23 protein-coding genes are annotated in these 24,759 nt (G+C 36.9%); 16 read left to right on the top strand and 7 right to left on the bottom strand.

The window, feature by feature from the left end; translation table 11 throughout:
• Positions 1-5 precede the first annotated feature (5 nt).
• From gcvT to NZ923_05515, 4 genes are read right to left on the bottom strand one after another with little or no spacing between them, the layout of a single operon-like run.
• Positions 6-1,097 (bottom strand): glycine cleavage system aminomethyltransferase GcvT, encoded by a 1,092-nt coding sequence (gene gcvT / locus NZ923_05530; protein MCS7229480.1) that lies wholly within the window; start codon positions 1,095-1,097, stop codon positions 6-8.
• Positions 1,098-1,119: 22 nt separating this feature from the next.
• Positions 1,120-1,791 carry a fructose-6-phosphate aldolase gene (gene fsa, locus NZ923_05525; protein MCS7229479.1) on the bottom strand — a complete coding sequence of 224 codons (672 nt, stop codon included), beginning with the start codon at positions 1,789-1,791 and terminating at the stop codon, positions 1,120-1,122.
• Between the two features lie 13 nt (positions 1,792-1,804).
• Entirely contained in the window at positions 1,805-3,451 is a 1,647-nt protein-coding gene (locus tag NZ923_05520; protein MCS7229478.1) for an Rne/Rng family ribonuclease, read from the bottom strand.
• Positions 3,393-6,119 (bottom strand): TIGR03960 family B12-binding radical SAM protein, encoded by a 2,727-nt coding sequence (locus NZ923_05515; GenBank protein MCS7229477.1) that lies wholly within the window; start codon positions 6,117-6,119, stop codon positions 3,393-3,395. The genes NZ923_05520 and NZ923_05515 overlap by 59 nt, the downstream gene beginning before the upstream one ends.
• A 135-nt stretch (positions 6,120-6,254) precedes the next feature.
• Here NZ923_05515 and murA point away from each other — a divergent pair, with 135 nt between their 5' ends.
• Genes murA through NZ923_05490 form a run of 5 tightly spaced genes read left to right on the top strand, consistent with a single transcriptional unit; the run spans position 6,255 to position 10,235 of the window.
• Positions 6,255-7,517, top strand: coding sequence for a UDP-N-acetylglucosamine 1-carboxyvinyltransferase (gene murA / locus NZ923_05510; protein MCS7229476.1), 1,263 nt, complete (start codon positions 6,255-6,257; stop codon positions 7,515-7,517).
• 38 nt (positions 7,518-7,555) lie between these two features.
• Positions 7,556-8,137 (top strand): sigma-70 family RNA polymerase sigma factor, encoded by a 582-nt coding sequence (locus NZ923_05505; GenBank protein MCS7229475.1) that lies wholly within the window; start codon positions 7,556-7,558, stop codon positions 8,135-8,137.
• On the top strand, positions 8,134-8,586 hold the full coding sequence (locus NZ923_05500; protein MCS7229474.1) for a zf-HC2 domain-containing protein: 453 nt from the start codon (positions 8,134-8,136) through the stop codon (positions 8,584-8,586). The genes NZ923_05505 and NZ923_05500 overlap by 4 nt, the downstream gene beginning before the upstream one ends.
• The gene (locus NZ923_05495) at positions 8,583-8,939 is read left to right on the top strand and encodes a hypothetical protein (GenBank protein ID MCS7229473.1); all 357 of its coding nucleotides are present in this window, start codon (positions 8,583-8,585) and stop codon (positions 8,937-8,939) included. Before NZ923_05500 ends, NZ923_05495 begins: the two co-directional genes overlap by 4 nt.
• A gap of 6 nt (positions 8,940-8,945) precedes the next feature.
• The gene (locus tag NZ923_05490) at positions 8,946-10,235 is read left to right on the top strand and encodes an efflux RND transporter periplasmic adaptor subunit (protein ID MCS7229472.1); all 1,290 of its coding nucleotides are present in this window, start codon (positions 8,946-8,948) and stop codon (positions 10,233-10,235) included.
• A gap of 35 nt (positions 10,236-10,270) precedes the next feature.
• On the opposite strand, the gene NZ923_05485 is transcribed toward NZ923_05490, so the two are convergent.
• The gene (locus NZ923_05485; GenBank protein MCS7229471.1) at positions 10,271-10,732 is read right to left on the bottom strand and encodes an SRPBCC family protein; all 462 of its coding nucleotides are present in this window, start codon (positions 10,730-10,732) and stop codon (positions 10,271-10,273) included.
• Positions 10,733-10,910: 178 nt separating this feature from the next.
• Between NZ923_05485 and rpmE the strand changes: the two genes are divergently transcribed.
• The 11 genes from rpmE to NZ923_05430 all read left to right on the top strand — a co-directional run bounded on the left by rpmE (position 10,911) and on the right by NZ923_05430 (position 22,864).
• On the top strand, positions 10,911-11,135 hold the full coding sequence (gene rpmE / locus NZ923_05480) for a 50S ribosomal protein L31 (protein ID MCS7229470.1): 225 nt from the start codon (positions 10,911-10,913) through the stop codon (positions 11,133-11,135).
• 111 nt (positions 11,136-11,246) lie between these two features.
• The gene (nagB, locus tag NZ923_05475) at positions 11,247-12,029 is read left to right on the top strand and encodes a glucosamine-6-phosphate deaminase (GenBank protein ID MCS7229469.1); all 783 of its coding nucleotides are present in this window, start codon (positions 11,247-11,249) and stop codon (positions 12,027-12,029) included.
• A 16-nt stretch (positions 12,030-12,045) separates the two neighbouring features.
• Positions 12,046-13,365, top strand: a complete 1,320-nt coding sequence (locus NZ923_05470; GenBank protein ID MCS7229468.1) for a GlmU family protein — start codon at positions 12,046-12,048, stop codon at positions 13,363-13,365.
• Positions 13,366-13,553: 188 nt separating this feature from the next.
• Positions 13,554-14,408, top strand: a complete 855-nt coding sequence (locus NZ923_05465; protein ID MCS7229467.1) for a TIGR00282 family metallophosphoesterase — start codon at positions 13,554-13,556, stop codon at positions 14,406-14,408.
• Positions 14,371-15,279 carry a bifunctional methylenetetrahydrofolate dehydrogenase/methenyltetrahydrofolate cyclohydrolase FolD gene (gene folD / locus NZ923_05460; GenBank protein ID MCS7229466.1) on the top strand — a complete coding sequence of 303 codons (909 nt, stop codon included), beginning with the start codon at positions 14,371-14,373 and terminating at the stop codon, positions 15,277-15,279. Before NZ923_05465 ends, folD begins: the two co-directional genes overlap by 38 nt.
• Before the next feature lie 55 nt (positions 15,280-15,334).
• Positions 15,335-16,093 (top strand): UDP-2,3-diacylglucosamine diphosphatase, encoded by a 759-nt coding sequence (locus NZ923_05455; GenBank protein ID MCS7229465.1) that lies wholly within the window; start codon positions 15,335-15,337, stop codon positions 16,091-16,093.
• Positions 16,062-18,314 carry a PBP1A family penicillin-binding protein gene (locus NZ923_05450; GenBank protein MCS7229464.1) on the top strand — a complete coding sequence of 751 codons (2,253 nt, stop codon included), beginning with the start codon at positions 16,062-16,064 and terminating at the stop codon, positions 18,312-18,314. Before NZ923_05455 ends, NZ923_05450 begins: the two co-directional genes overlap by 32 nt.
• 3 nt (positions 18,315-18,317) lie before the next feature.
• A complete protein-coding gene (locus tag NZ923_05445; GenBank protein MCS7229463.1) occupies positions 18,318-20,141 on the top strand; it encodes a tetratricopeptide repeat protein in 1,824 nt (607 codons plus the stop codon).
• Positions 20,141-21,403 (top strand): asparagine synthetase B, encoded by a 1,263-nt coding sequence (locus NZ923_05440; protein ID MCS7229462.1) that lies wholly within the window; start codon positions 20,141-20,143, stop codon positions 21,401-21,403. The genes NZ923_05445 and NZ923_05440 overlap by 1 nt, the downstream gene beginning before the upstream one ends.
• Positions 21,404-21,443: 40 nt before the next feature.
• Positions 21,444-21,962, top strand: coding sequence for a hypothetical protein (locus NZ923_05435; protein MCS7229461.1), 519 nt, complete (start codon positions 21,444-21,446; stop codon positions 21,960-21,962).
• Positions 21,959-22,864, top strand: a complete 906-nt coding sequence (locus tag NZ923_05430) for an aldo/keto reductase (protein MCS7229460.1) — start codon at positions 21,959-21,961, stop codon at positions 22,862-22,864. The genes NZ923_05435 and NZ923_05430 overlap by 4 nt, the downstream gene beginning before the upstream one ends.
• An 8-nt stretch (positions 22,865-22,872) precedes the next feature.
• Here NZ923_05430 and NZ923_05425 read toward each other — a convergent pair whose 3' ends face one another.
• Together NZ923_05425 and NZ923_05420 are read right to left on the bottom strand one after the other, a co-directional pair.
• Positions 22,873-23,043, bottom strand: a complete 171-nt coding sequence (locus NZ923_05425) for a hypothetical protein (protein MCS7229459.1) — start codon at positions 23,041-23,043, stop codon at positions 22,873-22,875.
• Between the two features lie 81 nt (positions 23,044-23,124).
• A complete protein-coding gene (locus NZ923_05420) occupies positions 23,125-24,714 on the bottom strand; it encodes a T9SS type A sorting domain-containing protein (GenBank protein ID MCS7229458.1) in 1,590 nt (529 codons plus the stop codon).
• Positions 24,715-24,759 lie beyond the last annotated feature (45 nt).

The raw sequence follows: 24,759 nt of genomic DNA, 5'->3' as shown, positions 1-24,759 counted from the left end.
TGCTTTTATTTTGCTCTATTTGGAACGAATGGGAGATTTACAATAACCGCTGTTAATTCCTTACCACGGGCGTTAATTATTATTTTCTCACCCAAGTTTGAAAATTTAACATCAACATATCCCATTCCAATCCCCTTTTCAAGGATTGGCGAGAAAGTCCCACTCGTAACATGACCAACTTTCTCTCCATCTTTATAAATTTCATAACCGTGTCTTGGTGGAATCTTATCATCACTTACGAACCCAACAAGTTTTCTCTTTACTCCCTCGGTTTTAATTTTAAGCAAATTCTCTTTACCTATAAAATCACCTTTGTCAAATTTTACAATCCAATCCAAGCCAGCTTCAAGTGGATTTGTAGTTTGATCAATATCGTTCCCATAAAGCATATATCCCATTTCAGTTCTAAGGGTATCTCTTGCACCAAGACCTACGGGACCAATGTTAAATTCTTTGCCAGATTCCATGATCGCATTCCAAACCTTTCTGCAAAGTTCCGGATCGGCATCAAAATAAAGTTCAAAACCAAGCTCCCCAGTGTAACCAGTCCTTGAAATTATCATCTCAACCCCAGCAAGTTTTCCTTTAACGAAATGATAATACTTTATCTGCGTTAAATCAACATCTGTCAATTTTTGTAGTGTTAAAAGAGATTTCGGACCTTGAACAGCTAAAAGCGCAACTTTATCACTTATGTTTTCAAGAGTTACATCACCTTGAATATGTTCTCTCATCCATTCAAAATCTTTTTCAATGTTTGCTGCGTTCACAACAACCATATACGAATCGCCAAGATTATATATTAAAAGATCGTCCACTATACCTCCATCTTCATAGCACATCGCTGTATACTGTGCTCTTCCAGGAGAAATTTTTGAAACATCGTTAACCGTTAACCTTTGCAAAAAATTTAACGCGTCCTTTCCACTTACTTTAAACTCACCCATGTGAGAAACATCAAAAACACCCACAGACTCACGGACTCGCTTATGTTCGCTTATAATTCCATCATATTGAATTGGCATCTCAAAGCCAGCAAAAGGTGCGATTTTAGCTCCAAGTTCAAGATGAATTTCATAAAATGGGGTGCGTTTCATCTGTTGCTATTCTCCTAAGTTTTTATTTAACCTTTTCAAATTTTTCAATCTCTAATTGAGCTTTTCTCCAATCCTCAAGAAATCTTTCCAAGCCAATGTCTGTAAGTGGATGTTTTATCATTTGTTCTAATACTTTAAACGGCATCGTGACAACATCTGCACCTATGAGCCCAGCTTCAACAACATGCATAGGATGCCTTACGCTCGCCACGAGAACTTTGGTTTCAAAATTATAATTTTTGTAAATCTGAACTATCTGCCTGATTAGATTCATTCCATCGCTTGATATATCATCAAGACGACCTACAAATGGGCTAATGTAATAAGCTCCTGCTTTCGCTGCTAAAATTGCTTGGGTTGGGGAAAAACAAAGCGTCACATTTGTTCTTATACCTTCATTTCTTAAAATTTTAACAGCTTTTAAACCGTCCTTTATTAATGGAATTTTCACGACGATATTATTAGAAATCCTTGCAAGCTCCCTTGCCTCTTTGATCATGCCTTCAAGGTCAGTTGATATAACTTCAGCGCTGATATCGCCTTCAACGATGGAACATATTTCGTATAGAATTTCCCTAAAATCCCTTTTTTCCTTTGCAATTAAACTTGGATTAGTTGTAACGCCATCAAGTATTCCCCAACTTGCTGCTTCTTTTATTTCATCAATGTTTGCGGTGTCAAGAAAAATTTTCATTTTAAATCTCCATTTAATTTTGGTTTTCTTTTGAAATTCCGATATATGCTCCCGTGTCTGTTAATTCCTTGCCTGTTTTCGCTGAAACGACTTTAAACTCTTCTACAGAAAGAGTTGGGTCTGCTTCAACTTTCACTTTAATGAAATATCTCAAAATGAACTTCAAAATTTTCAATCTTCCTTTCAAACTTGTTTTCATATATTTAGCGACCGTTGGATGAAGTTTTAAAACAATGTTCCTTTCAGATGAAATCGCTTTAAATTTTGCGAACCATCGCTCTATTTTCCTGAGTATCAAATCTCTTAGAAAAATCGTTCCAGTTCCAGCACAGGTAGGACAAGGTTCACTAAATTTCTCAAACACACTTGGTCTTACCCTTTGTCTCGTGATTTGGATCAGACCAAATTCAGTCATCGGCAGCACCGTCACCTTTGCCCTGTCTTTTTTGAATTCTTTTCGGAGTTCATCAAATAATCTCTTTTTACTTTTTTCATCTTCCATATCAATGAAATCAACAACTATCAAGCCACCAATGTCTCTCAACCTTAGTTGTCTTACTATCTCTTTCGCAGCATCAAGGTTGATTCTCAAAGATACTTGTTCTTGATTTTGGCGTGGTGCATACTTTCCTGTGTTTACATCTATAACTGTCATCGCTTCTGTTTGCTCAATCAGGATGTAAGCTCCTCCGCGAAGATAAATTTTTCTACTAAGCGAGTTTTCAATTTCCTTGTTTATTCCATATTTTTCAAAAATATCTTCCGTCTCATCAAGTTCAATTTTGTCAACTACATCAGGCGCTGCCCACCTTGCATATGCAACTATCTCACGGAAGAGAGATTTTGAATCAACAACAACTCTTTCCACATCTTTAGTTAAAAGATCTCGCATTACGCTTGATGTCACACTTATATCTTTATAAAGCAAAGCAGGTGGCTTCTCCGTTGGAATCATTTTTTCTATTTTTTCCCAAGTTGCGATCAACTGTTCAAGCTCCCCTCTTAATGTTTTAGTATCTTTCCCCTCGGCAGCGGTTCTAACGATAACACCATATCCATTAGGAAGAAGTGCTCTAATTATGTTTCTTAATCTTCTCCTTTCCTTGACATTTAAAATTTTCCTTGATATTCCGATTTTATTCTCCATAAAAGGCATAAGGACAAGAAATCTTCCGGGAAGAGTTATCCTTGTCGTGACTCTAGCTCCCTTCCTTCCAAGCGGTTCTTTGATGACTTGTACCAATATCGGTTGTCCCTTTTTCAACAGATGAGGTTTTTTAGGTGCATATACCTCGGTTGTCCCGGTTGATTTGGAAGTAGAAATAGGCTGTAAAGCTGCTAACTCTTTCTCTTCCGCAGTTTCAACGGCGGTTTCTGAAACTTCATCAACGCTTGTGTCATCACCAAGGAGATCAGCGTATTCTTCAATTGAGGTTTTATCAATATCGGCAAAATGAAGAAACGCATCTTGTTTATGTCCGATGTTAATAAAAGCTGCTTTTATACCGGGCAAAACTCTTGCGACTTTACCAAGATAGATATCCCCGACCATTCTTTCTTGTTCGGGATTTTCAAAGAACAATTCTGCAATTTGACCATCTTCAAGAACTGCTATACGTGTTTCTTTCTTCCTCGTGCTGATATAAATTTCCTTCCTCATAACTAAAAACCCCTATTTTGTTTTTCACTAACTCATAATCAATCGGATCAAAGATGACCCCATCTTTACAAATAAATTGACCTGTCCTTTCAATTTTTAATTTTTTGATTTCTTCTTTGTTTAAACCCAAAAGAATTTCAAGAATTAGGTCAACGCGTGGCATCACGCCGTCTTTGTCGCGAATAATTTGAAGCGTAAAACCGTTGTTATTTATGTTTATTTCTCGGATATATTTGCGAATGTTTAAGGTTTTCAATTTACCATTTTGATTTACCTTGTGAATCAAAATTTCATCCTTTGAGAGAAACGACTGAATTTGATCTGCAAGTTTTTCTGATGTGAAATAGATTTTGTATTCAAAAAGATTTATTTGCTTGTCAAGCGATTCTTTAGGTTTTGAAATCTCTTTTATTTCTATCACACGCATTCCATCAGGGAGATTTGAAGCAAGACGATCTTTGATCTCCTCAACATCAAGATGATCTTCAAGCTCAAAATCAATAAATTCACACAAACTTGAATAACCAAGCGGAAGCGGAGCAGAAAAAGAAAACTTGGGATGTGGATGAAAACCTTGTGTATATGCAACTTTCAATCCCGACTTTCTAAAAATACGATTGAAAAGACGGACAAGATCAAGGTGCGAGATGTATTTTAAATATCCCTCTTTCGTGTATTTCATTCTGTAGAAATAAGTTTCAATCTGTTTTGTTTCATTTTCTTGGGATTTATCAATCCAGATTATATCCTCGCCCATGCTCATAACTTCGCCATATTGCACAGTCTTGTCAGGTTTATCTACTTGTTCTCTGATTAACATTTTTATAGTTTTAAAATCACAAGCTCCACACGCATGGCAAATATCCTCAGGTCTACAATCTGGAATCATTGCTTCCTTATAAGCTTTTTCTCTATCCCTCCATAGGAATTTCTTCAAAACGCCCATGAAAATATGATCCCACGGAAAAACTTCATCTTTGTCAAATTCACGGATGAAATCTTCAATCTTAAAACCATGTTCATTCAACGCCTCAAGCCATAAATCAAAATTCATTTTATCTGTCCACGCATCAAACTTAGCTCCTTTTTTCCAAGCTGAGTAAATTACATTTGAAATCCTTCTATCGCCACGTCCAAGTATCGTCTCAAGAGTTGTAACCCTTGGATCTCTGATGTCAAGTTTTATATTTTTGTATCTGTTCTTTGATCTAAGATATTTCGCCTTGTCAAGTAATTCTTCAATTGAATTTTGTCTTTCCCATTGAAATGGAGTGTGTGGCTTTGGGGAAAAAGGAGATACAGAGACATGAACTTCCATATTATAAACTTTCTTCTGTCTGGCGATTTTCACTACATTTTCAGCAATTTTCAAAATTCCGTCAAGATCCTCATAGGTTTCCGTGGGAAGCCCCATCATGAAGTAGAGTTTAACAAGTCGCCATCCATATTCAATTGCTATTTCAACTGCACGATAGAAATCTTCTTCAGAACTTTGCTTGTTTATTACCCTACGCAATCTTTCAGTCCCAGCTTCTGGAGCAAATGTCAACCCGCTTGCGCCACCTTCTCGGGCAAACTTTGCAATTCCCTTCGTGTATGTCTGCGGGCGAAGTGATGGAAAACTTGGGGAGACATGCTTTTCTTTGATGAGTTCATAATTTTTACTCATTAACTCAGGCAACAGCGAATAATCCGATGTAGAAAGCGAAACTAAAGACATCTCTTCATAACCAGTGTTCTCTATAACTGTCCTCGTTTCATTAATCAAATCATCAACGGATCTCTCACGAACAGGTCTGTAAATCATTCCTGCGTTGCAGAACCGACAACCTTGAGTGCAACCCCGCATTATTTCAAGCTGAAATCTGTCGTGGACAACTTCAATCAACGGAACAACAGGTTTATCTGGATAATACTCTGGCTTTAATTCCGGGATGACATTTCGTTTGATTGGAAGAGGTACATCATCAACAAGTTTTTTTATACTTTTTATCTTGCCATTTTCATAAACTGGTTCATAAAATTTTGGAACATACACTCCTTGCAAGGTTTTTGATGCTGTTAATAAAATTTCATCTCTTTTCGCACCTTCTTTTTTCATTTTACGGACGATTTCAAGGAAAGCAGGTAAAAGGTTCTCCCCATCACCGAGCAAAAATGCATCAATGAAAGCAGACATTGGTTCAGGATTGCAGGCAACCGGCCCACCTGCGATAACTATTGGATCTTCATCAGTTCTATCTTTTGCGAAAATTGGGACATTCCCCAAATTAAGCATGTTCAAGATGTTAGTATAATGAAGCTCATATTGGAACGTAAAGCCAATGACATCAAAAAGTTTTAAAGGTCTTTTTGTTTCCAAGGAAAATAAAGGAATACCTTCCTTTCGCATAATTTCTTCTGCATCTACCCAAGGAGCGTAAACCCTTTCGGCGCTTGCCCACGGTATTTTGTTCACGATGTTATACAAAATTTTAAATCCAATATAAGACATCCCTATTTCATAGACATCCGGGAAACACAACGCAATTCTTACCTCTGCATCTGGCTTAACTATGATATTAAACTCATTTCCAATATATCTTCCCGGCTTATCAACGAATGGAAGAATTTTTTGGTCTATTTTTGACTTAATTTCTTCAAGTAATCTATATTCAAAATTTGCCATATTGTCAATCGCTTTAATTTCCGTTTCCCTTGCCTTGTATCAAAAATACTAAAAAAATGTAAAGATTGCAAAATTTTGTTTTTGACTTTATTTTTTGAAATTTAAGAAAAGTGCAAAATTAAGGTAAAAGCGAAAATGGAAAAATTCGTAATTATCGGAGGGCAAAAACTTTCTGGGACTGTAGAAATCAGTGGAGCTAAAAATTCAGTTCTCGCACTAATGCCAGCAACGATCCTCGCAAGCGGAACCTACAGAATTTATAACACTCCTGACCTTAGAGATGTAAAAACAATGAGCCAAGTTCTCACCGAAATGGGAGTTGATGTTAAATTTGAAAATCACATTTTAACTATCAACACAGAAAACATATCAAAATTTGAAGCACCTTATGAACTCGTCAAAAAAATGAGAGCGTCTATTTATGTCCTTGGTCCACTTGTTGGGAGATTTGGTTATGCTCGTGTTTCTTTACCTGGTGGTTGTGCTTGGGGACCAAGACCTGTTGATCTTCATATTGAAGGTATCAAAAAACTTGGTGCAGAAGTTGAGCTTGATGCTGGTTATATTGTTGCCAAAGCTAAACAGTTACACGGCGCCAGAATACATTTTGACAAGCCAAGTGTCGGCGCTACTGGAAACATAATGATGGCTTCAGTCCTTGCGAAAGGAACAACTATAATTGAAAACGCAGCGAAGGAACCTGAAATTGTTCAACTTGGTGAATTTTTAAATTCAATGGGAGCAAAAATAAATGGACTTGGAACAGATAAAATTGAAATTGAAGGTGTTGACCAACTTCATCCAGCCGACATTGTAACGATACCCGATAGGATTGAAGCAGGAACTTTCCTCATAGCTGGAGCAATAACAGGCGGAAAAATAAGAATAGAAAAATGTAATCCGTCCCATTTTGAAGCTGTTCTCTTTAAACTTGAAAACGCAGGATGTCATCTAAAAATTGGAGACGATTTCGTTGAACTTGAAGCACCTGATGAAATTAAACCCGTTGATGTCACAACAGCTGAATATCCGGGCTTCCCTACGGATATGCAAGCCCAGTGGACAGCCCTTATGTCAATTGCGAAAGGAACATCCATTATAACGGAGACGATCTTCTACGACAGATTTAAGCATGTCCCAGAGCTTGTTAGGCTTGGTGCAGATATTGAAGTTAATGAAAATGTAGCAATTGTAAGAGGCGTGGAAAAACTAAAGGGAGCAAAGGTGATGTCAACCGACCTGCGTGCGAGCGCCTCGCTGATACTTGCCGGTCTTGTCGCTGAAGGAAAAACGGAAATTTTACGAATCTATCACATTGACAGAGGATATGAACGGATTGAGAAAAAACTCCAACAACTCGGAGCGCAAATCTGGAGAGAAGAAACGGACGAATTTTGAGGAACTTTAAACAAACTTAATCGTCATAATTTCAGAAAATGAAAGAGCAGTTTGAACAAATTGATGAAGTAGAAGTCATTAAACGAGCAAGGGACGGCGACGAAAAGGCATTTGAGTTTATTGTGAAGAAGTATCAAAACAGAGTCGCAAATTTGGTCTTTAAAATTATAGGTGATGCAAGCGTTGTTGAAGATCTAACTCAGGATGTGTTTATGAGAGTAATTGAGTCAATAAAGGATTATAAATTTGGCTCGGCTTTTTATACATGGATTTACAGGATCACAGTTAATATCTGTATTGATGAAATAAGAAAAAGACAACGCTCAAGGACTTATTCTCTATCGGATGTATTGAGCCAAAATCCAAAAGCAGAGCCATCTCATTCGCAGGTTGAAAAAATCGTTGAACAAAAAGAACTAAGAGAAATTATTGAAAAAGCAATCTCAAAACTTCCAATGGAATACAAAACTGCGATAATTCTCAGAGAGTTTGAGGATTTATCATACGAAGAAATTGCGAAAATACTTAAGGTAAGTGTTGGAACTGTAAAGTCAAGAATTTTTAGAGCAAGAAAACTTTTGGCAGAACATTTAAAAGAATATAGGGAAGTTCTAAAATGAGGCACGGTAAAATTAAAAAGCTCGTTTCCGAATATATTGATGGCGAGTTAAAAAACAACATTGAAATGATTGAAGAACACATAAAGATATGTCAAGAGTGCTCTCAACTTGTTAAGCTTCATGATCTCGTTCGCGAATCCCTAAAAGAAGAAATTATTGAAGTTTCCCCGTATTTATTCACAAGAGTACAGGCAAAACTCAAGGAAAGAAGCACACAACAAACATTGTGGGATTATGTAATTGGATTTTCAAAAGAACTGGCGATCGCCTTGATAATAGTTTTTCTAATTTTAATTGGATTTGAGATCATGTCTGTAAGGACTTCTCCTAAAATTGACGAAGCGATATTGAACGAAACACCATCAGTTCAAAAAGTTATATCATCTGGTGAGAATTTAAGCAAAGACGATGTTCTTGAACTAACATTATCAAATGGAGGGAAAAAATGAGCAGTAAAACCAAGGCGATAATTCTTGTAATAGTATGCATCTTAATTGGTTTTGGTCTCGGAATCTTGGTGGATAGAACTTTTCTATTGAAACATCATCCAAGGAGAGGACTAAAAGAATATAGAAAAGAGCTCATTGAACGATTGAAGCTAAACCAAGAGCAACAGGTTCGCCTTGATTCTATTTTAAGTTGGTCGCAAAGGGAATTCAAGAACTTAAGTAGAGAATTTCGTCCCAAATTTGATTCTCTTAAAAGTGCACTTCGCGATTCAATAAGAGCAATTTTAACGCCAGAACAAATTAATGAATTTGAAAAGATGATAAAAGAAACAGAAAAAAATGGACGGAGGTAATAAAAGATGAAGAAGAAACTCATTCGTGTTTTAATAATAGTTTTGGTCTTAATTGTGGCTGGGCTTGCTGTTGCATTTTATCTTAACAACAGAAAGTCAGGAAACCTTCAACTTAAAACAGCAAAAGCAGATGTTGGCACAATTGAAGTATATGTGACCACAACCGGGACATTAAATCCTGTTACTCTCGTTCAAGTCGGGACGCAGGTATCAGGGACAATTGCAAAGATATATGTTGATTTCAACGATGTCGTGAAAAAAGGACAAATAATTGCACAACTTGATTCAACTTTTCTTGCAGCGCAAGTCAAAGATGCTGAAGCTCAGGTTGAAAGAGCAAGGGCACAAGTAAATCAAGCACAGCGTGATTTAAGCAGGATAAAAGAGCTTTTTGCGAAAAACCTTGTCTCACAAGCAGATTATGATCAAGCGTTAACAAATTATGAAACGGCACTTGCACAACTAAAATCTGCAGAAGCCCAACTTGAAAGAGCAAGAGTAAATTTAAAGTATTCAACAATTTATTCACCTATAGATGGAATCGTAATATCAAGAAATGTTGATGTTGGACAAACTGTCGCTGCAAGTTTGCAAGCTCCAACCCTTTTCACGATTGCAAATGACTTAAGAAAAATGAGAGTTGAAGCAAATGTTGATGAAGCTGATATCGGAAAAGTCAAACCTGGGCAAACTGTCCTTTTCACTGTTGATGCTTATCCAGAGGAAACTTTCGTCGGAAGAGTTGCACAAGTTCGGTTGCAACCTATTAATGTTCAAAATGTGATAAACTACGCCGTGATTATAGATGTTGATAATAACGATTTAAAACTGCGACCGGGAATGACTGCAAATGTTAGGATTTTGATAGATAAGCGCGAAAATGTTTTGAGAATTCCAAATCAAGCTTTAAGATTTAAACCAGATCCCGAGGATAAACGCTTTGCAAAAGCGATGGAAGAAATGCAAAGAAGAAGAGAAGAGTTTATGAAAAGGAGACAACAAGAAGGTGGTGGACCTGGCTTTTTCGGACAAGCACAACAGGGACAAGGTGGACCACGCTTCGGTGGTGGCTTCCCCGGCGGAAACAGAGCAACTATATGGGTTCTTGATGAAAATAAAAATCCAAAACCAGTATTCGTAAGAACTGGCATAACAGATGGAAATTATACTGAAATAGTTGGTGGAAATTTAAAAGAAGGCGACGAAATAATAACAGGTTATGCATTTCCAACCACTACTGTAAACAATCCTCAAACACCCCAACCTTTCCAGTTTAGAGGAAGGACACCATTTTAATTACTTAACAGGGCAGGTTTAACACCTGCCCTTTTTTATTTTTCACCGAAAATTTCTTTTATTTTGTTTCTCCTAAATTCAAAAATTTCCCTGATCCGAGGCGCGATTAACAATTTATTTAAAATTCCATCAATCAAAGGCACTGGTAGCATATAATGAACTAAATCAATCATCAAAGTTCCACCTTCAACTGGGAAAAATTTATGTTTATGATGCCAAAACTTATACGGACCGAAGCGTTGTTCATCAACGAAAAATACTTTCGGCTCAACATAAGTTATCTCAGTCACCCATCGCATTGGAATGTTAAACAAAGGGCTAACCGTGTAAATAATTATCATACCTTCTTCCATCTCATCTGGAATCTCGTTTAGAATGTCAAAACGCATATAAGGAGGCGTAATGATTTTCAAATTTCTTGGATTTGAAAAGAAATCCCACACCACATCAATTGATGCAGGAATTAACTGCTGTGTTTCAAATTTGAAAATTTTCATCGGTTTTAAATGCTTTTTTGCGAAAATTTATAATTTTTTGATCAATAAAAAGCAAATAATTTTTTGGGAAAAATGCGATTTTGAAAAATTCACTGAATTTGAGGGCATTTTCCTTGTCTTTAAATGACATTTTGATTATATTTAAAAGCGAAAAAATAAACAACACAAGGAGATCAAGATGAAAAAAGGAATTCATCCGCCTTATAAGAAGGCAGTGATTGCGTGCGTTTGCGGAAACACTTTTGAAACAAGATCAACAGTTGGTGGAGTTATCAAAGTTGAGATTTGTTCAAATTGTCATCCGTTTTTTACAGGAAAGCAGAAACTCGTTGACACCGCTGGTAGAGTTGAGCGCTTTATGAGACGCTATGCAAAGCACTATCAAGAAAACAAAGGCGAATAGCCCTGATTTTTAGCTAAATTTATAAAAAGGGAGGGCATTCGCCTCCCTTTTTTTGTATATAAGCAATCTTTTAAACATAAAAATCAAAAACTAAAACGGAGGAAAATTAAAATGCTTGTAATCGTAAAGGAAGATTACGACGCAATGAGTAAGGAAGCTGCAAAAATCGTTGCTGACAGAATTCGCAAGAAGCCAAATCTTGTCCTCGGGCTTGCAACTGGTAGCACACCACTTGGACTTTACAAAGAACTTATAAGAATGCACAAAGAAGAAGGACTTGATTTTTCAAAGGTTGTAACTTTTAACCTTGATGAATATATCGGATTGCCACCTGAACACGACCAGAGCTACCATTATTTTATGTGGGAGAATTTATTCAAACATATCAATATCAATCCAGCAAATGTTCATATCCCCCAAGGAATGTTTGGCGATTTGAAAATTAGTCCATATGAAACTGACCCGAAAGTTGAAGCGTACTGCCAATGGTATGAAGAGCAGATAAAGAAGTTTGGAGGAATTGATTTACAAATTCTTGGCATCGGAGCAAATGGACATATCGCTTTCAATGAGCCAGGTTCATCGCTCGGTTCAAGGACAAGAATTAAAACCTTAACAGAAAAAACAAGACAAGATAATTCAAGATTTTTCAAAAGTATAGATGAAGTTCCAAAGTATGCGATAACTATGGGAATTGGAACGATAATGGAAGCTAAAGAAGTGATTTTGCTTGCAAGTGGCGAAGGCAAAGCAGACGCAGTAAAAGCAGCGGTTGAAGGACCCGTCACTGCAATGTGCCCTGCTTCAATGTTGCAAATGCATAGAAAGGCAATTATAATTCTTGATAAAAAAGCTGCTTCAAAGCTCTCAGCTGAATTCGTCTATTACGGATAAATTTTTTAAGCGGGGATTGCTTCACGATGAAGCAGTCCCCTTTCTATCAAAAACTAATTTAGAAAATACAGCGATGAATATCTGCATATTTGAAGATGAAAAATACAGAAAACTTCTACCTCTCGTATACTTTCGCCCTGTATATGAGCTTCGTTGTGGCATTACTTTGTTGAAAGACAAAATTATAAGAAGTTTTTCAAGTCCAACCGTAATTCTACACGCACGGGATTATTTAACCGATCTTCTAAAAAGAGATTATCCAAACTTTTATGTCAATGAAATTCCCTCTGGAGTTGATCAAGTTTTATTCATAAATGGCAGAGTTTTAGCGGAGCCACATCTTGCAGATAAGTTCAAATATAACGGAAAAGACATCGCTTTTGTCAAAGATGGTGAAGTCGTCGCGTTCTGGGCAACGGGCGAAAATTTGCAAAAATTTAAAAGTAAATTCGGCAAACCTTTTTCAAATTCTGACCTTGATGGATTTGAAAAAATTGAGACAAATGTTAAGCTAATAACCTATCCTTGGGAACTTGTAAATAATAACGGTGAGCAAATTTTGATTGATTTCAATATACTAACCGAAGGAAAGGCGAAGAAATTAGGTAAGGTTTATGACGGTGCTCACCTTTTAAATGAACATTTCATTCATATTGAAGAAGGAGCAAAGATAAAGCCGGGCGTCGTGCTTGATGCCGAAAACGGACCGATATACATCGGTAAAAATGTAAAGATCCTTCCAAACGCTGTAATTGAGGGACCAGCGTATATTGGGGATGATAGTTTGATAAAAGTTTCAGCAAAAATTTATGAAAATACAAGCATCGGTCCTGTTTGTAAAGTCGGTGGTGAAGTTGAGGCATCTATAATTCACGCATATTCAAACAAACAACATGAAGGATTTATAGGACATTCATACCTCGGAACTTGGGTTAACATTGGGGCCGATACAAACAACAGCGATTTAAAAAATGACTATGGTAATGTCAAAGTTTATATTGATGGTGAACTTGTAGATAGCGGTTCTATGTTCGTTGGCTTAACAATGGGAGATCACTCAAAGAGTGGAATAAACACTATGTTCAACACCGGGACTGTCGTCGGGGTAAGTTGCAATATCTATGGTGCTGGGCTTCCACCGAAATTTGTTCCTTCGTTCTCCTGGGGCGGAGCTGAAGATGGATTCGTGACATACAGAATTGATAAAGCAATAGAAGTTGCAAAAAGAGTAATGGCAAGGAGGAAAATTCAGTTTACCGAGATTGACGAGAAACTTTTTAGAAAAGTTTTTGAACTAACACAGGAAGAAAGAGATAAAAACGGAGTAAAAGATTAATCTTTCTAAAGCCCGGTTTAAGCCGGGCTTTTTAATTTTGATAATCTCCCACCTTTCCAAAAACAAAAATTTTAAACTTCACACCACCCGCGCGTAAACATCTTTCGCCCCGGCGCTTTTATTTAAGATCTCGTTTTGCTATATTATTTATGTTTAAAAACAAATTCATCCGCTCTCGCATCATGGAAATAAACATTCTTTTCATTGGAGATGTTGTTGGCGAACCAGGTTTAAGAATTGTTGAAATGCTACTACCGAACTTCAAGAAAGAATATAAAATAGATTTTTGCGTTGCAAATGGTGAAAATCTTGCTGACGGAAAAGGTATAACACCAGAAACAGCTCAACGCCTTTTTCAAGCTGGTGTAAATGTAATAACAACCGGAAATCATGTCTGGGACAAATTACAACAAGTAAAGGATTATCTCATAAACGAACCAAACATCTTAAGACCGCTGAATTATCCCAAAGGAACTTACGGTAAAGGCTATGTTATTTATAAACTTCAAAATGGAAAAGGTAAAGTTGCTGTTGTCAATCTTCAAGGAAGAGTTTTTCTTTACCCCATTGATTGTCCTTTTAGAGCAATGGAAATGGCTCTTGCTAAAATAACAAAAGAGACAAAAGTTATAATCGTTGATATGCACGCAGATGCCACTGCTGAAAAAATGGCTATGGGTTGGTATCTTGATGGAAGAGTTAGCGCTGTGCTCGGAACGCATACCCACATTCCAACTGCTGACGCGCGAATCTTACCTAATGGAACTGGATATATAACCGACATCGGGATGACAGGCCCTTATGATTCTGTAATCGGGATGGAAAAAAGAGCATCAATTTTGAGATTTCTTTATCAAACACCACACAAGTATGAAGTTGCGCAAAACGATGTAAAATTTTCAGCCGTTTTTCTCACTGTTGATTCTCAAACTGGGAAAGCGCTACGAATTGAGAATATAATTTACCCCGAATTTAATAGAACAATAAACGAAGGAGCACTCCAAAATGCCAGCACAAATAATCAATGGGAAGAAAATCTCTGAAGAGATCAAACAAGAAGTCAAACAACAAGCAGAAGCACTTTTCAATGAAACCGGCGTCATCCCGGGGCTTGCTTTCATACTCGTCGGTGATAATCCAGCATCCCAGGTCTATGTGAAAATGAAAGGAAAAGCTTGCGAGGAACTTGGCTTCTATTCTATAACTCTAAAACTTCCATCAGAAACACCTGAAAACGAAGTAATTGAAAAAATTAACGCTTTAAATTCTGATCCTAAAATCCATGGAATTTTAGTCCAACTTCCGCTTCCATCGCATATTAACGAGCAAAAAATTTTACAAACGATTGATCCAATCAAAGATGTTGACGGATTTCATCCTGTAAATGTCGGAAAACTTGTGATAGGTTTAGACACTTATCTTCCCTGCACCCCGGCGGGAATTCAAGAACTTTTGAAAAGAAGTGGAATTAATCCTGCCGGAAAACATGTTGTAGTAGTTGGAAGAAGCAATATAGTCGGTAAACCAATTGCAAATATCTTGATCCAAAAGAAAGAATGGGCAAATGCCACTGTCACAGTGTGTCATACAGGGACAAAAGATATTTCTTATTTCACAAAACAGGCCGATATTTTAATAGCTGCAATGGGAAGCCCAGAGTTCATAAAAGGCGATATGATAAAACCTGGAGCCGTTGTCATTGATGTCGGCGTTAATCGTGTTGACGATCCAACCTCTGAAAAAGGTTATAAACTCGTCGGAGATGTCCATTTTGAATCAGCTTACGAAGTTGCCGGAGCTATAACCCCAGTGCCTGGCGGAGTCGGTCCTATGACGATCGCAATGCTTATGAAAAATACCCTAAAAGCAACAATGAATCAAGTTAAGTTCAAAGGAGTTGAAAGTTTCACTTGATTTAACGGTAAATCCGGAAGATTAAATTTAACACAAACAAAATTTGGTTCTTCATTTGGAAAAAGCATTTTTTATATCTGATGTTCATCTTGGGCATGGAAGCAAGGAATCTAATCGTGCAAAAGAAATAGAGCTTGTTCGTTTTCTTAATCTCGTTGGCGAAACCGCACAAAAACTTTTTATCTTGGGTGATTTTTTTGATGTCTGGTTTGAATATAAACTTGCTGTGCCAAAGGGTTTTACAAGAACACTTGGAAAACTCGCTGAACTTTCCGATAATGGAGTGGAAATCTTTTATGTGCTCGGGAATCATGATTTCTGGGTTCGCGATTATTTTGAATCGGAAATAGGCATAAAAATTTTCAAAGATGAATTGAAAATTGAAATCAACGGGAAGAAATTTTACATAGTTCACGGCGATGGGCTTTCAAAAAGCGATAAGGGATATAAAATTCTCAAAAAGATTTTGCGCAACAAGACAAACATCGCTTTGTTTTCTCTACTTCATCCTGATTTTGGGCTCTGGCTTGCTAGCGCTTCATCAAGAAAAAGCAGAGAATATTCAATCAATAGGGATTCAAAGAACGACGAAAAAGATATAATTGAATTCGCAACAGAGAAAATTAAAGAAGGTTTTGATTATGTTGTGATGGGACATTTGCATAAACCTGCTGTTTTAAAGATCGGAAATGGATTTTATATCAACACCGGCGACTGGCTGTGGAACTTCACTTACGGAGTTTTTTCGGAAGAGTTTGAAATAAAAAAATGGAACTTCGCAAATGAGGAAGTTCAGAGATTACTTCAAAAGTGAAATTGACAAGGAGCGATATTTCAACGATCCTGATTACAGAAAAACGATACTTGAGAAATTGAAACGGCGTGAGAAGATAAAAAGAATAATTTTAATTTCAGTTGCAGTTTTATTTGTCGCATATGTTATCTATTTGGTTTTAGGTCTACCATCGCTTCAGCAGCTTGAAAATCCAACTCCAGAGCTCGCGACAAAGGTTTATTCATACGACGGAGAACTCCTCGGACAATTTTACATCAAACAAAGATCTTACACTCCGATAGATAGCATACCTAAAAATTTGATAAACGCTTTAATAGCAACTGAGGATAGAAAATTTTACAAACACTGGGGAATTGATTTAGATAGAATTATAAAAGCAATGGTGAAGAACATTTTAAGTTTGAGAATTCGCGAGGGTGCGAGCACAATTACTCAACAGCTTGCCAGAAATCTTTATCTTTCACAAGAGCTTTCGCTTACAAGAAAAATTCGTGAAGCGATAACAGCAATTCAAATTGAGAGAACTTATACAAAGGAAGAAATCCTTGAGATGTACCTTAACATTGCTTATTTTGGAATGAGCGCATATGGAGTTGAATCTGCCTCGTTCATCTATTTCGGCAAAAGCCCAAGTGAATTAACACTCGCTGAATGCGCTTTATTAGTTGGAATGTTAAGATCACCTGCAAGATATAATCCGTTTGAATATCCAGACAGAGCTATAAAAATTCGCGATGTCGTCTTGAAAAATATGCTCGTCACTGGTTTTATAACTGAAGAAGAATATGAGAAAGCCAGAAAAGAACCACTCAACCTCAATCGCGGTCGTGAATATATTTATTCTGGAATTGCCCCCCATTTTCTTGAATACATAAGATTTATTCTTCACAGGAAAGCCGAAAAATATGGATTTAACATCTACAAAGATGGCCTCGTTGTTTACACAACACTTGATGCACGAATGCAAAGATACGCAATAAGAGCAGTAAAAGAACAACTTGAAGAATTACAAAAAGAATTTGATAAAGCGTGGAAATGGGACAAAGAGCTTTTGAACGCAGTTCTTGACAAGGCAATAAAGCAAGATCCAAGATATGTTGAAGCAAATCCTGAAGAAAAAAGTAAAATTTATCACGAGTTACTTAACAATAAAGCGTTCGTTGATTCGGTTAAAAGGGAAACAACACGAATTCAAGCAGGATTTGTTGCAATTGAACCGCAAACTGGATACATAAAAGCAATGGTAGGTAGTTCAAACTTTGAAGTTTTTAAATATGGTCTTAACCATGTGACTCAAATAAAAAGGCAACCTGGCTCGGCCTTCAAACCCTTTGTCTACGCAGTCGCAATTGACAATGGATATTCACCAGCATATCAACTTTTGAATCAACCAATCACGGTCATAATGGCAAATGGAGAGAAATGGACGCCCTCAAACTTTGACGGTACTTTCGGAGGAAAGGTGACTTTAAGGGAAGCGCTTAAAATGTCAATCAATGTCGTAGCTGTTAGAGTTCTACAAGAACTCGCTCCAATAGATCAAGTAATTGACTACGCACATAGGATGGGAATAAAAACAGAAATACCACCATATGAGTCAATCGCCCTTGGAACAGCTGAAGTGATACCTTTACAAATTACCTCAGCTTACGGAGTTTTTGCAAATGAAGGTATTTATGTTGAGCCGATTGCGATCTTAAGAATTGAAGATAGATTTGGAAATGTGATTGAAGAAGCACAACCAGAAAAGAAAGAGGTCATAAGCAGAGAAACTGCCTACATCATCACAAATATGCTTGAAGATGTAGTTAATTCAGGAACTGGAACAAGAGTTAGACAGTTCTTCCATTTACCTTGCGCTGGCAAAACTGGAACAACTCAAGATTTCGCCGATGCTTGGTTTATTGGTTATACTCCAAATCTCGTAGCTGGCGTATGGCTTGGATTTGACGATAGAAGAATAACCTTCGGCGGAACATTCGGTCAAGGTGGAAGAGCTGCAGCACCTTTGTGGGGCAGATTTATGAAATATGTCTATGACGATCCAGAGATAAATATGCCAATTCTTGATTTTGAACAACCTCCAGATGTCGTATCTGCAACTATTTGTGCTGAATCTCAAAAACTTGCCACTCCATATTGCCCCCAAAAGATAACAGATCTTTTCATCAGGAAATACCTCCCGACGAAGGAATGCGATATCCATACCTCCGAACAAAAACCAAGGATTATGTTTTAAGTTATGAAGATAAATTTTTTGAAGCCAATTTGCCTGTTTTTAATAATTAATTTTGCCATCGCACAAACTCAAAGCGAACTTAATTTATTACGACTTGCTCAATCTTTTGAAAGGGGCGGTGAATACGAAAGAGCTTTAAAAATTTACGAAGAACTCTACTCACAAAACCCAGAAAACAGAGTTTACCTTGAAGCCCTCGTTCGCTTAAACATTCAAACCAAAAATTATGACAAAGCCATTAAACTTGCACAATCATGGTTAACAACCCATCCAGATGATATTGATATTAGAGGAAAACTTGGAGATGCTTATTTCAAATCTGGAAAAGAAAAAGAAGCAATTGAAATATGGGATAGAACCGTCAAAACTTACAAGAATAATCCAGGAGTTTATAGAATGATAGCGGATTATTTGATTCAAAACCGACTTTACGATAAAGCCATTGAATACCTTGCAACCGCTCAAAAGATCTCAGGAGTCCCCGAACTATATTCACTTGAAATAGCAATGCTTTACGAATTTACGATGAGATTTGATAAAGCAGTGGAAGAATACATCAAGGTTTTACGAAGGACACCAAGCATGATCCCAAGCGTTAAACATAGAATGTCCTCCTACATTGACAGAGCAGATGTTCAAAAACAAATTTTGCCTATTCTTGAATCTGAAGCGAGAATTTCAAAACAAAACATCGGTATAGTTGAACTTTACTCGTGGATTTTGATAGAAGCGAAGGATTATCAAAAAGCTCTTGAAGTCCAAAAGCAACTTGATAAAATTACATTCGCAAACGGTGAGATTTTGCTAAATTTTGCACAAGATATGTTCAGTCAAGGAATTTATCATATAGCCAGCAAAGCCTATGCAACGATAATTGAAAGTTATCCCAATTCAAAAATTTTACCTGAAGCGAAATTTGGATTTGTTCGCTCAAACGAAGAAATGCTTAGATTAAAATTTTCCACACTTGAAAAACCCGACTCAGTTTTCTTCTCTGAACTAAAAAAAGTTGAAAACGAATACATTAAGATTTCAAACGAATACGCTGGAACTAAGTATGAGGCCAATTCTTTGTTTCGCCTCGGGCTTATAAAGCTTGACATTTATTTTGACCTTGACCAAGCCCAGAGATATTTTGAAGAGATTGAAAAAAAATTCATGCTCTACATCGGCAAAGATGCGATATTAAAGCTCGGCGAGATATTTACTTTGAAAGGCGACTTAAATTTAGCAAGAGAGAAATATCTTCACTTGTTAAAAATCAAAAACTTTCAGGATACCCTCAGAGTTAAATTTTTGCTTGCTCAACTTGACTATTACGATGGAAATTTTAATTCCGCAATCAAAACTCTTGAAGAAGTTTCAAAATCTACTTCATCTGACTTTTCAAACGACGCTATTGAACTTATGATGAAGATTCAATCAAATCGCTTCCCCGCCGACGAATATCTCAAAATGTTTGCGATAGCTGAATTAAAAATAAGACAGAAGAAATTTGGTGAAGCAATTTCCATCCTTGAAAGCATAATATCAAAATGTAAAAATTGTCAAATAAGTGACGATGCCATTTTTACGATTTCAAAAACATATCAATCTATAAAAAAACTTGACGAAGCGTTGAAATACATTGAGGTTTTGATGAACGAATATCCTGAAAGCATTTACACAGACGACGCATTGATGGAAATGGGATTGATTTATCAGAAACTTGGAAAGCCCGATCTCGCAATTAACTCATACACGAAACTTATTTCAAAATTTCCAAATTCTATATTTGTGAGCGAAGCGAGAAAAAGAATTAGAGAATTAAGAGGCGAGATACAATGATGCGAAAGATTTTGATCTTGATCGTTTTTCTTTACCAATTTTTATCTGGACAGGACAAAATTTTGATATATATGGATTTAAAACAAACCGACCATCTCAAAGCATATGGCATAGCATATTTCGCGCTAAAGCATGGTGTTGATGTTGATTGGCTTTTAAATTATCGTGGTGGTTCATTTATGATGGATTATCACGATGTGATCGCAAACGAATGTAGGATTCGTGGTGTTGCTTTTGATGTGATCTCATCTTTAGAGGCAATGCAAATCTATGCGCAGATTCAAGACGAAAATAACAATATGGATGTCGTTCGCCTTGAAAAAGCCCCTAAAATTGCCGTATATGTTCCCCCAAACTTTAGACCTTGGGATGATGCCGTGACCCTTGCGCTTGAATATGCAGAAATTCCATATGATAAAATTTGGGACGAAGAAATTTTAAATGGGAAAGTTTATGAGTATGATTGGCTACATCTGCACCATGAAGATTTCACTGGTCAATATGGGAAGTTTTATGCTTCGTTTGGAAGAACACAATGGTATATTGAGGAACAAATGATGTATGAGAGAGAAGCCAAACGACTCGGATTTAAAAAAGTTTCTGAACTTAAGAAAGCTGTCGCTCGCGGAATTAAGGAATACATAGCTTCAGGTGGTTTTGTATTTGCTATGTGCTCTGCAACAGATGCGCTTGATATCGCACTTGCAGCTGAAAATACAGACATCTGCGATGTCATGTACGACGGCGATCCTCCAGATCCCGATTGTCAACAAAAACTTGATTACTCAAAAACACTTGCTTTTGAAAACTTTAAACTTGAAATGAACCCATACAGATACGAATATTCCGATATTGATCTTCCTCCAAGCGATCCACCACCTCTTCGTGATCCATCAACCGATTATTTCACACTTTTTGAATTTTCAGCAAAGTATGATCCCGTTCCGACGATGCTAACTCAAAATCATGTTAATGTAATTCGCAATTTTATGGGACAAACGACATCTTTTAATAGAAAATTGATAAAAAAATCGGTCGTCATTCTTGCCGAAAAAGAAGGAACTGACGAAGTAAAGTATATCCACGGTAATTATGGACGTGGAACCTTCACATTTCTTGGTGGTCATGATCCAGAAGATTATCAACACGCTGTTGGTGATCCACCAACTGATCTTTCACTTCATAAAAACTCGCCTGGTTATAGATTGATCTTGAACAATATCTTATTCCCTGCAGCAAAAAAGAAAAAGTTAAAAACATAAAGATTGAAAATTTTTTTGGTAAGCCAAATCTCAAAAAGTCATGCGATTAACTGCCGAGGACATAAGGCTGATTAATGAAATAATTGAACAAAGAGTTAAAAATATAAAAGTTAGCCGTAAGGAATTTAACTTACTTTGCGATTTGATAGTTAAGATGGAACAACGCCTTTCGCCTGTTGAAGATAGGCTCACACGACCTGAAGAAATTGTTGTAAAACTTGATCAAAGAATTACACTACTTGAAGAAAGGATTGAGAAACTTGAAAAAAGGATCACAAAGCTTGAGGAAGTCATCGTAAAGCTTGATCAAAGAATAACTTTACTTGAGGAGAGAATTGAGAAACTTGATGAAATTATCATACGACTTGACAAAAGAATAACACTACTTGAAGAAAGAGTTGCCAAAATAGAAGAAAAATTTGAGGATAGAACAATGAAAATTGAGGAGATGATTAAACAACTTGCCGAGCTTAAGTTTGATAGCGAAGGTTTCGTATTTGGAAAAGCAATTGGAGAAGAAGAATTAAAATTTGAAGAATCCAAGGAGATAATGCCATGAAACTCACAAGGAGAGAATTTCTTAAGAAAACAAGCGCATCAATTATCGGTCTCGGGTTGGTCGGGATAAATGATAATAAATCCGAAATAGAAAAAAGGAAACTTGGCAGAACAGGTCTTGAAGTCACAATCCTTGGTCTCGGCTGTGCTCAAATAGGAGGGATGAGAAACTTCAAACAAGCAGTTAAAATTATTGAAACTGCGATTGATCTTGGTATAAACTATATTGACACCGCAAGCACATACGGAAACGCTGAGGAAAAAGTTGGAGAGGTAATGAAAACAAGAAGAAATGAAGTTATACTTGCAACGAAAACTTTGCAAAGAGATAAAGATGATTCATGGCGCGAAATTAACACAAGCATTGAAAGGTTAAAAACCGACTATGTTGATATTCTACAAATTCATTCTGTAAATACAATTTACGAACTTAACAAAATCACATCAAAGAACGGTTCTCTATATGCTGTGATCAGAGCGAAAGAGGAAGGGCTTTGTAAACACATCGGAATCACAGGTCATACAAGACCTGAAGTAATAAAAGAAGCACTTAACAGATTTGATTTTGAAACTGTGCTTGTCCCCTTGAGCTCCGTAGATAAACTTCTAAATGATTTTGGTGAAGTAATTTTCCCAATTGCTAAAAGGAAAAACATCGGCGTAATTGCAATGAAAGTTTTATCGGACGGAAGATTTACGAATTTCGTCTCCGAAAGTTTAAGATATGTTTTTTCTCTTCCAATAAGCACAGCTATTGTCGGAGTGAAAACGATAGACGAATTAAAGCAAAATGTTGAAATTGCTAAAAATTTTGTTCCAATGACTAAATCAGAAATGGAACGATTTATAGAGAAAACTAAAAACAGCACATCAACTTCTATACTTTGGTGGAAAAACTTATAAAATCTACCTTATTCTTGGCTTTGCCTGCTTGAAATGATCGCAAGCAGTGAATAAAGCATTGAAATACCCATTGAAAGACCAAGAAGTAAGAAAATTTTATTTACAGCAGAAAGAAAAACTGAAGCAAGCGTTAAGACAAGAAACACTACCACGAGAATAACGCTAATTTTTTGCTCCATTTTTTAATTTCCTTCTTTAGTTTTCACTTAATTTAAAATTGTGGGGCAGGATGTGTGTGCTTTCCTGCCCCTATTAATTTTTTATTTAACAAGAACCATTTTTCTTGAAATTGATCTTCCCTCAGCGCTTAACTTGTAGATATAAATCCCGCTTGGCAAGTTCCCCCCATTAAATTTCACTTTGTAAGAACCAGATTCAAGATTTTCATCAATTAACCTTGCGACTTCTTGACCTATAGCATTATAAACTACAAGGCTTACCCTACCACTCTTTGGAATACTAAATTCTATCACTGTTTCTGGATTGAATGGATTAGGATAATTTTGCTTCAATTCAAATTGCGTAGGAAGATCAGAGACTTTCTCGTAAACTTTTAGAAATCTTGAATAGTCCGTATTTTGCGGGTCATAATTTGTCCAACCAATGTCCCATCTTTGAGCTGCATCTGGTCCGAAAGCACCAACCCAATTAACATTCGTGAAGAAAGGATCTTGTAATCTTGGATTTGCGAAGCTTGCCATTCCAATTAGCGGTGATCCGGGACAGGGCAATGGGCGCGGATTTGCGAGATCAAATGCAGCACACATTCTTATTGAATCAACGATCGGATAAATACGATTTGCATATCCAGAAGTTAAGAACCAAGCTCTTGCATCAAAACCAGAAACATTGGTTGTAACTTGGCTTGCTGCTCTTATGCCTGCGATAACAGTATTTCTTATTTGAAGAGTATCATTTTGAGCTGCTCTTGCAACCGCTGAACCATCAAGAAATATCCCAGTTGGCCATCCTATTATAACACCGTTATACAAGTTTGTTAGGGTTGCGCGTCTTAAGTGAAGCCCCCTTCTATAGTTAGCATTATAACCTGTAAAGTTTGTATCCGGCATCGGACCAACTAAGGTGACATTGCTAAATATCGGCGAAGTTCTGGGATTATTAAATGAACCAGTTGGATCATTATCCGACTCAAAGCCATTGCTACCACTTATATCAGCAATAGCCGGATCTCTCAAGGCAATTGCAAATTGAACTTTACCATTCCAACCAAGGTCTGAATCAAAATCATCGTCAAGATTTTTGTATGAGATTAAATATTTAGCGTTCACATTACCACCAAACCATTCAAAAGCATCATCGCCAGAGAAGCTAACTTGTACATATTCAATTAAAGTTTTCCTACCAACACCACCCATAGTTAACCCGTTTATCTCATTATCAGGTGTGTATGCTATACCTGGGAATTCAATTCTTACATATCTAAAAACTCCACTGCTATCATCTGGATTTGTACCTCCATATGTTCCATCCTCCGGTGGTATTCCACCTTCAATTACTGCAGTTCCCGTTGGAGTATTAACCGGAGCTTCACCAAGTATTATAATCCCTCCCCAATCACCTGCTGCCCTCCTTCCAACAGGTTGCGCACTTGTAAATACTATCGGTTTGTCCTTTGTTCCGTTCGCAATTATCTTTCCACCTCTTTTAACTATCAATGTTCCTTTTGTCTCTTTATCACCATATATAACTGTTCCAGGTTCAATTCTTAATGTTGCACCTCGCTCTACTGTAACAAATCCACGCAAAAGATATTGCTTATCGGCGGTAAGTGTAGAATCCCTCGTAATTCTTCCTTGAATCACTACAACATTTGCCGGCGGTTGCGCCATAGCAATTAACTGAAAAATAAGCAAATTAAATATGATTAAAGCAAT

It is taken from the genome of Candidatus Kryptonium sp. (genome assembly GCA_025060635.1).
Lineage (GTDB): Bacteria > Bacteroidota > Ignavibacteria > Kryptoniales > Kryptoniaceae > Kryptonium.
The sequence above is the reverse complement of the archived record's forward strand: the minus strand, read 5'-3'. Positions and strand labels throughout refer to the sequence as shown.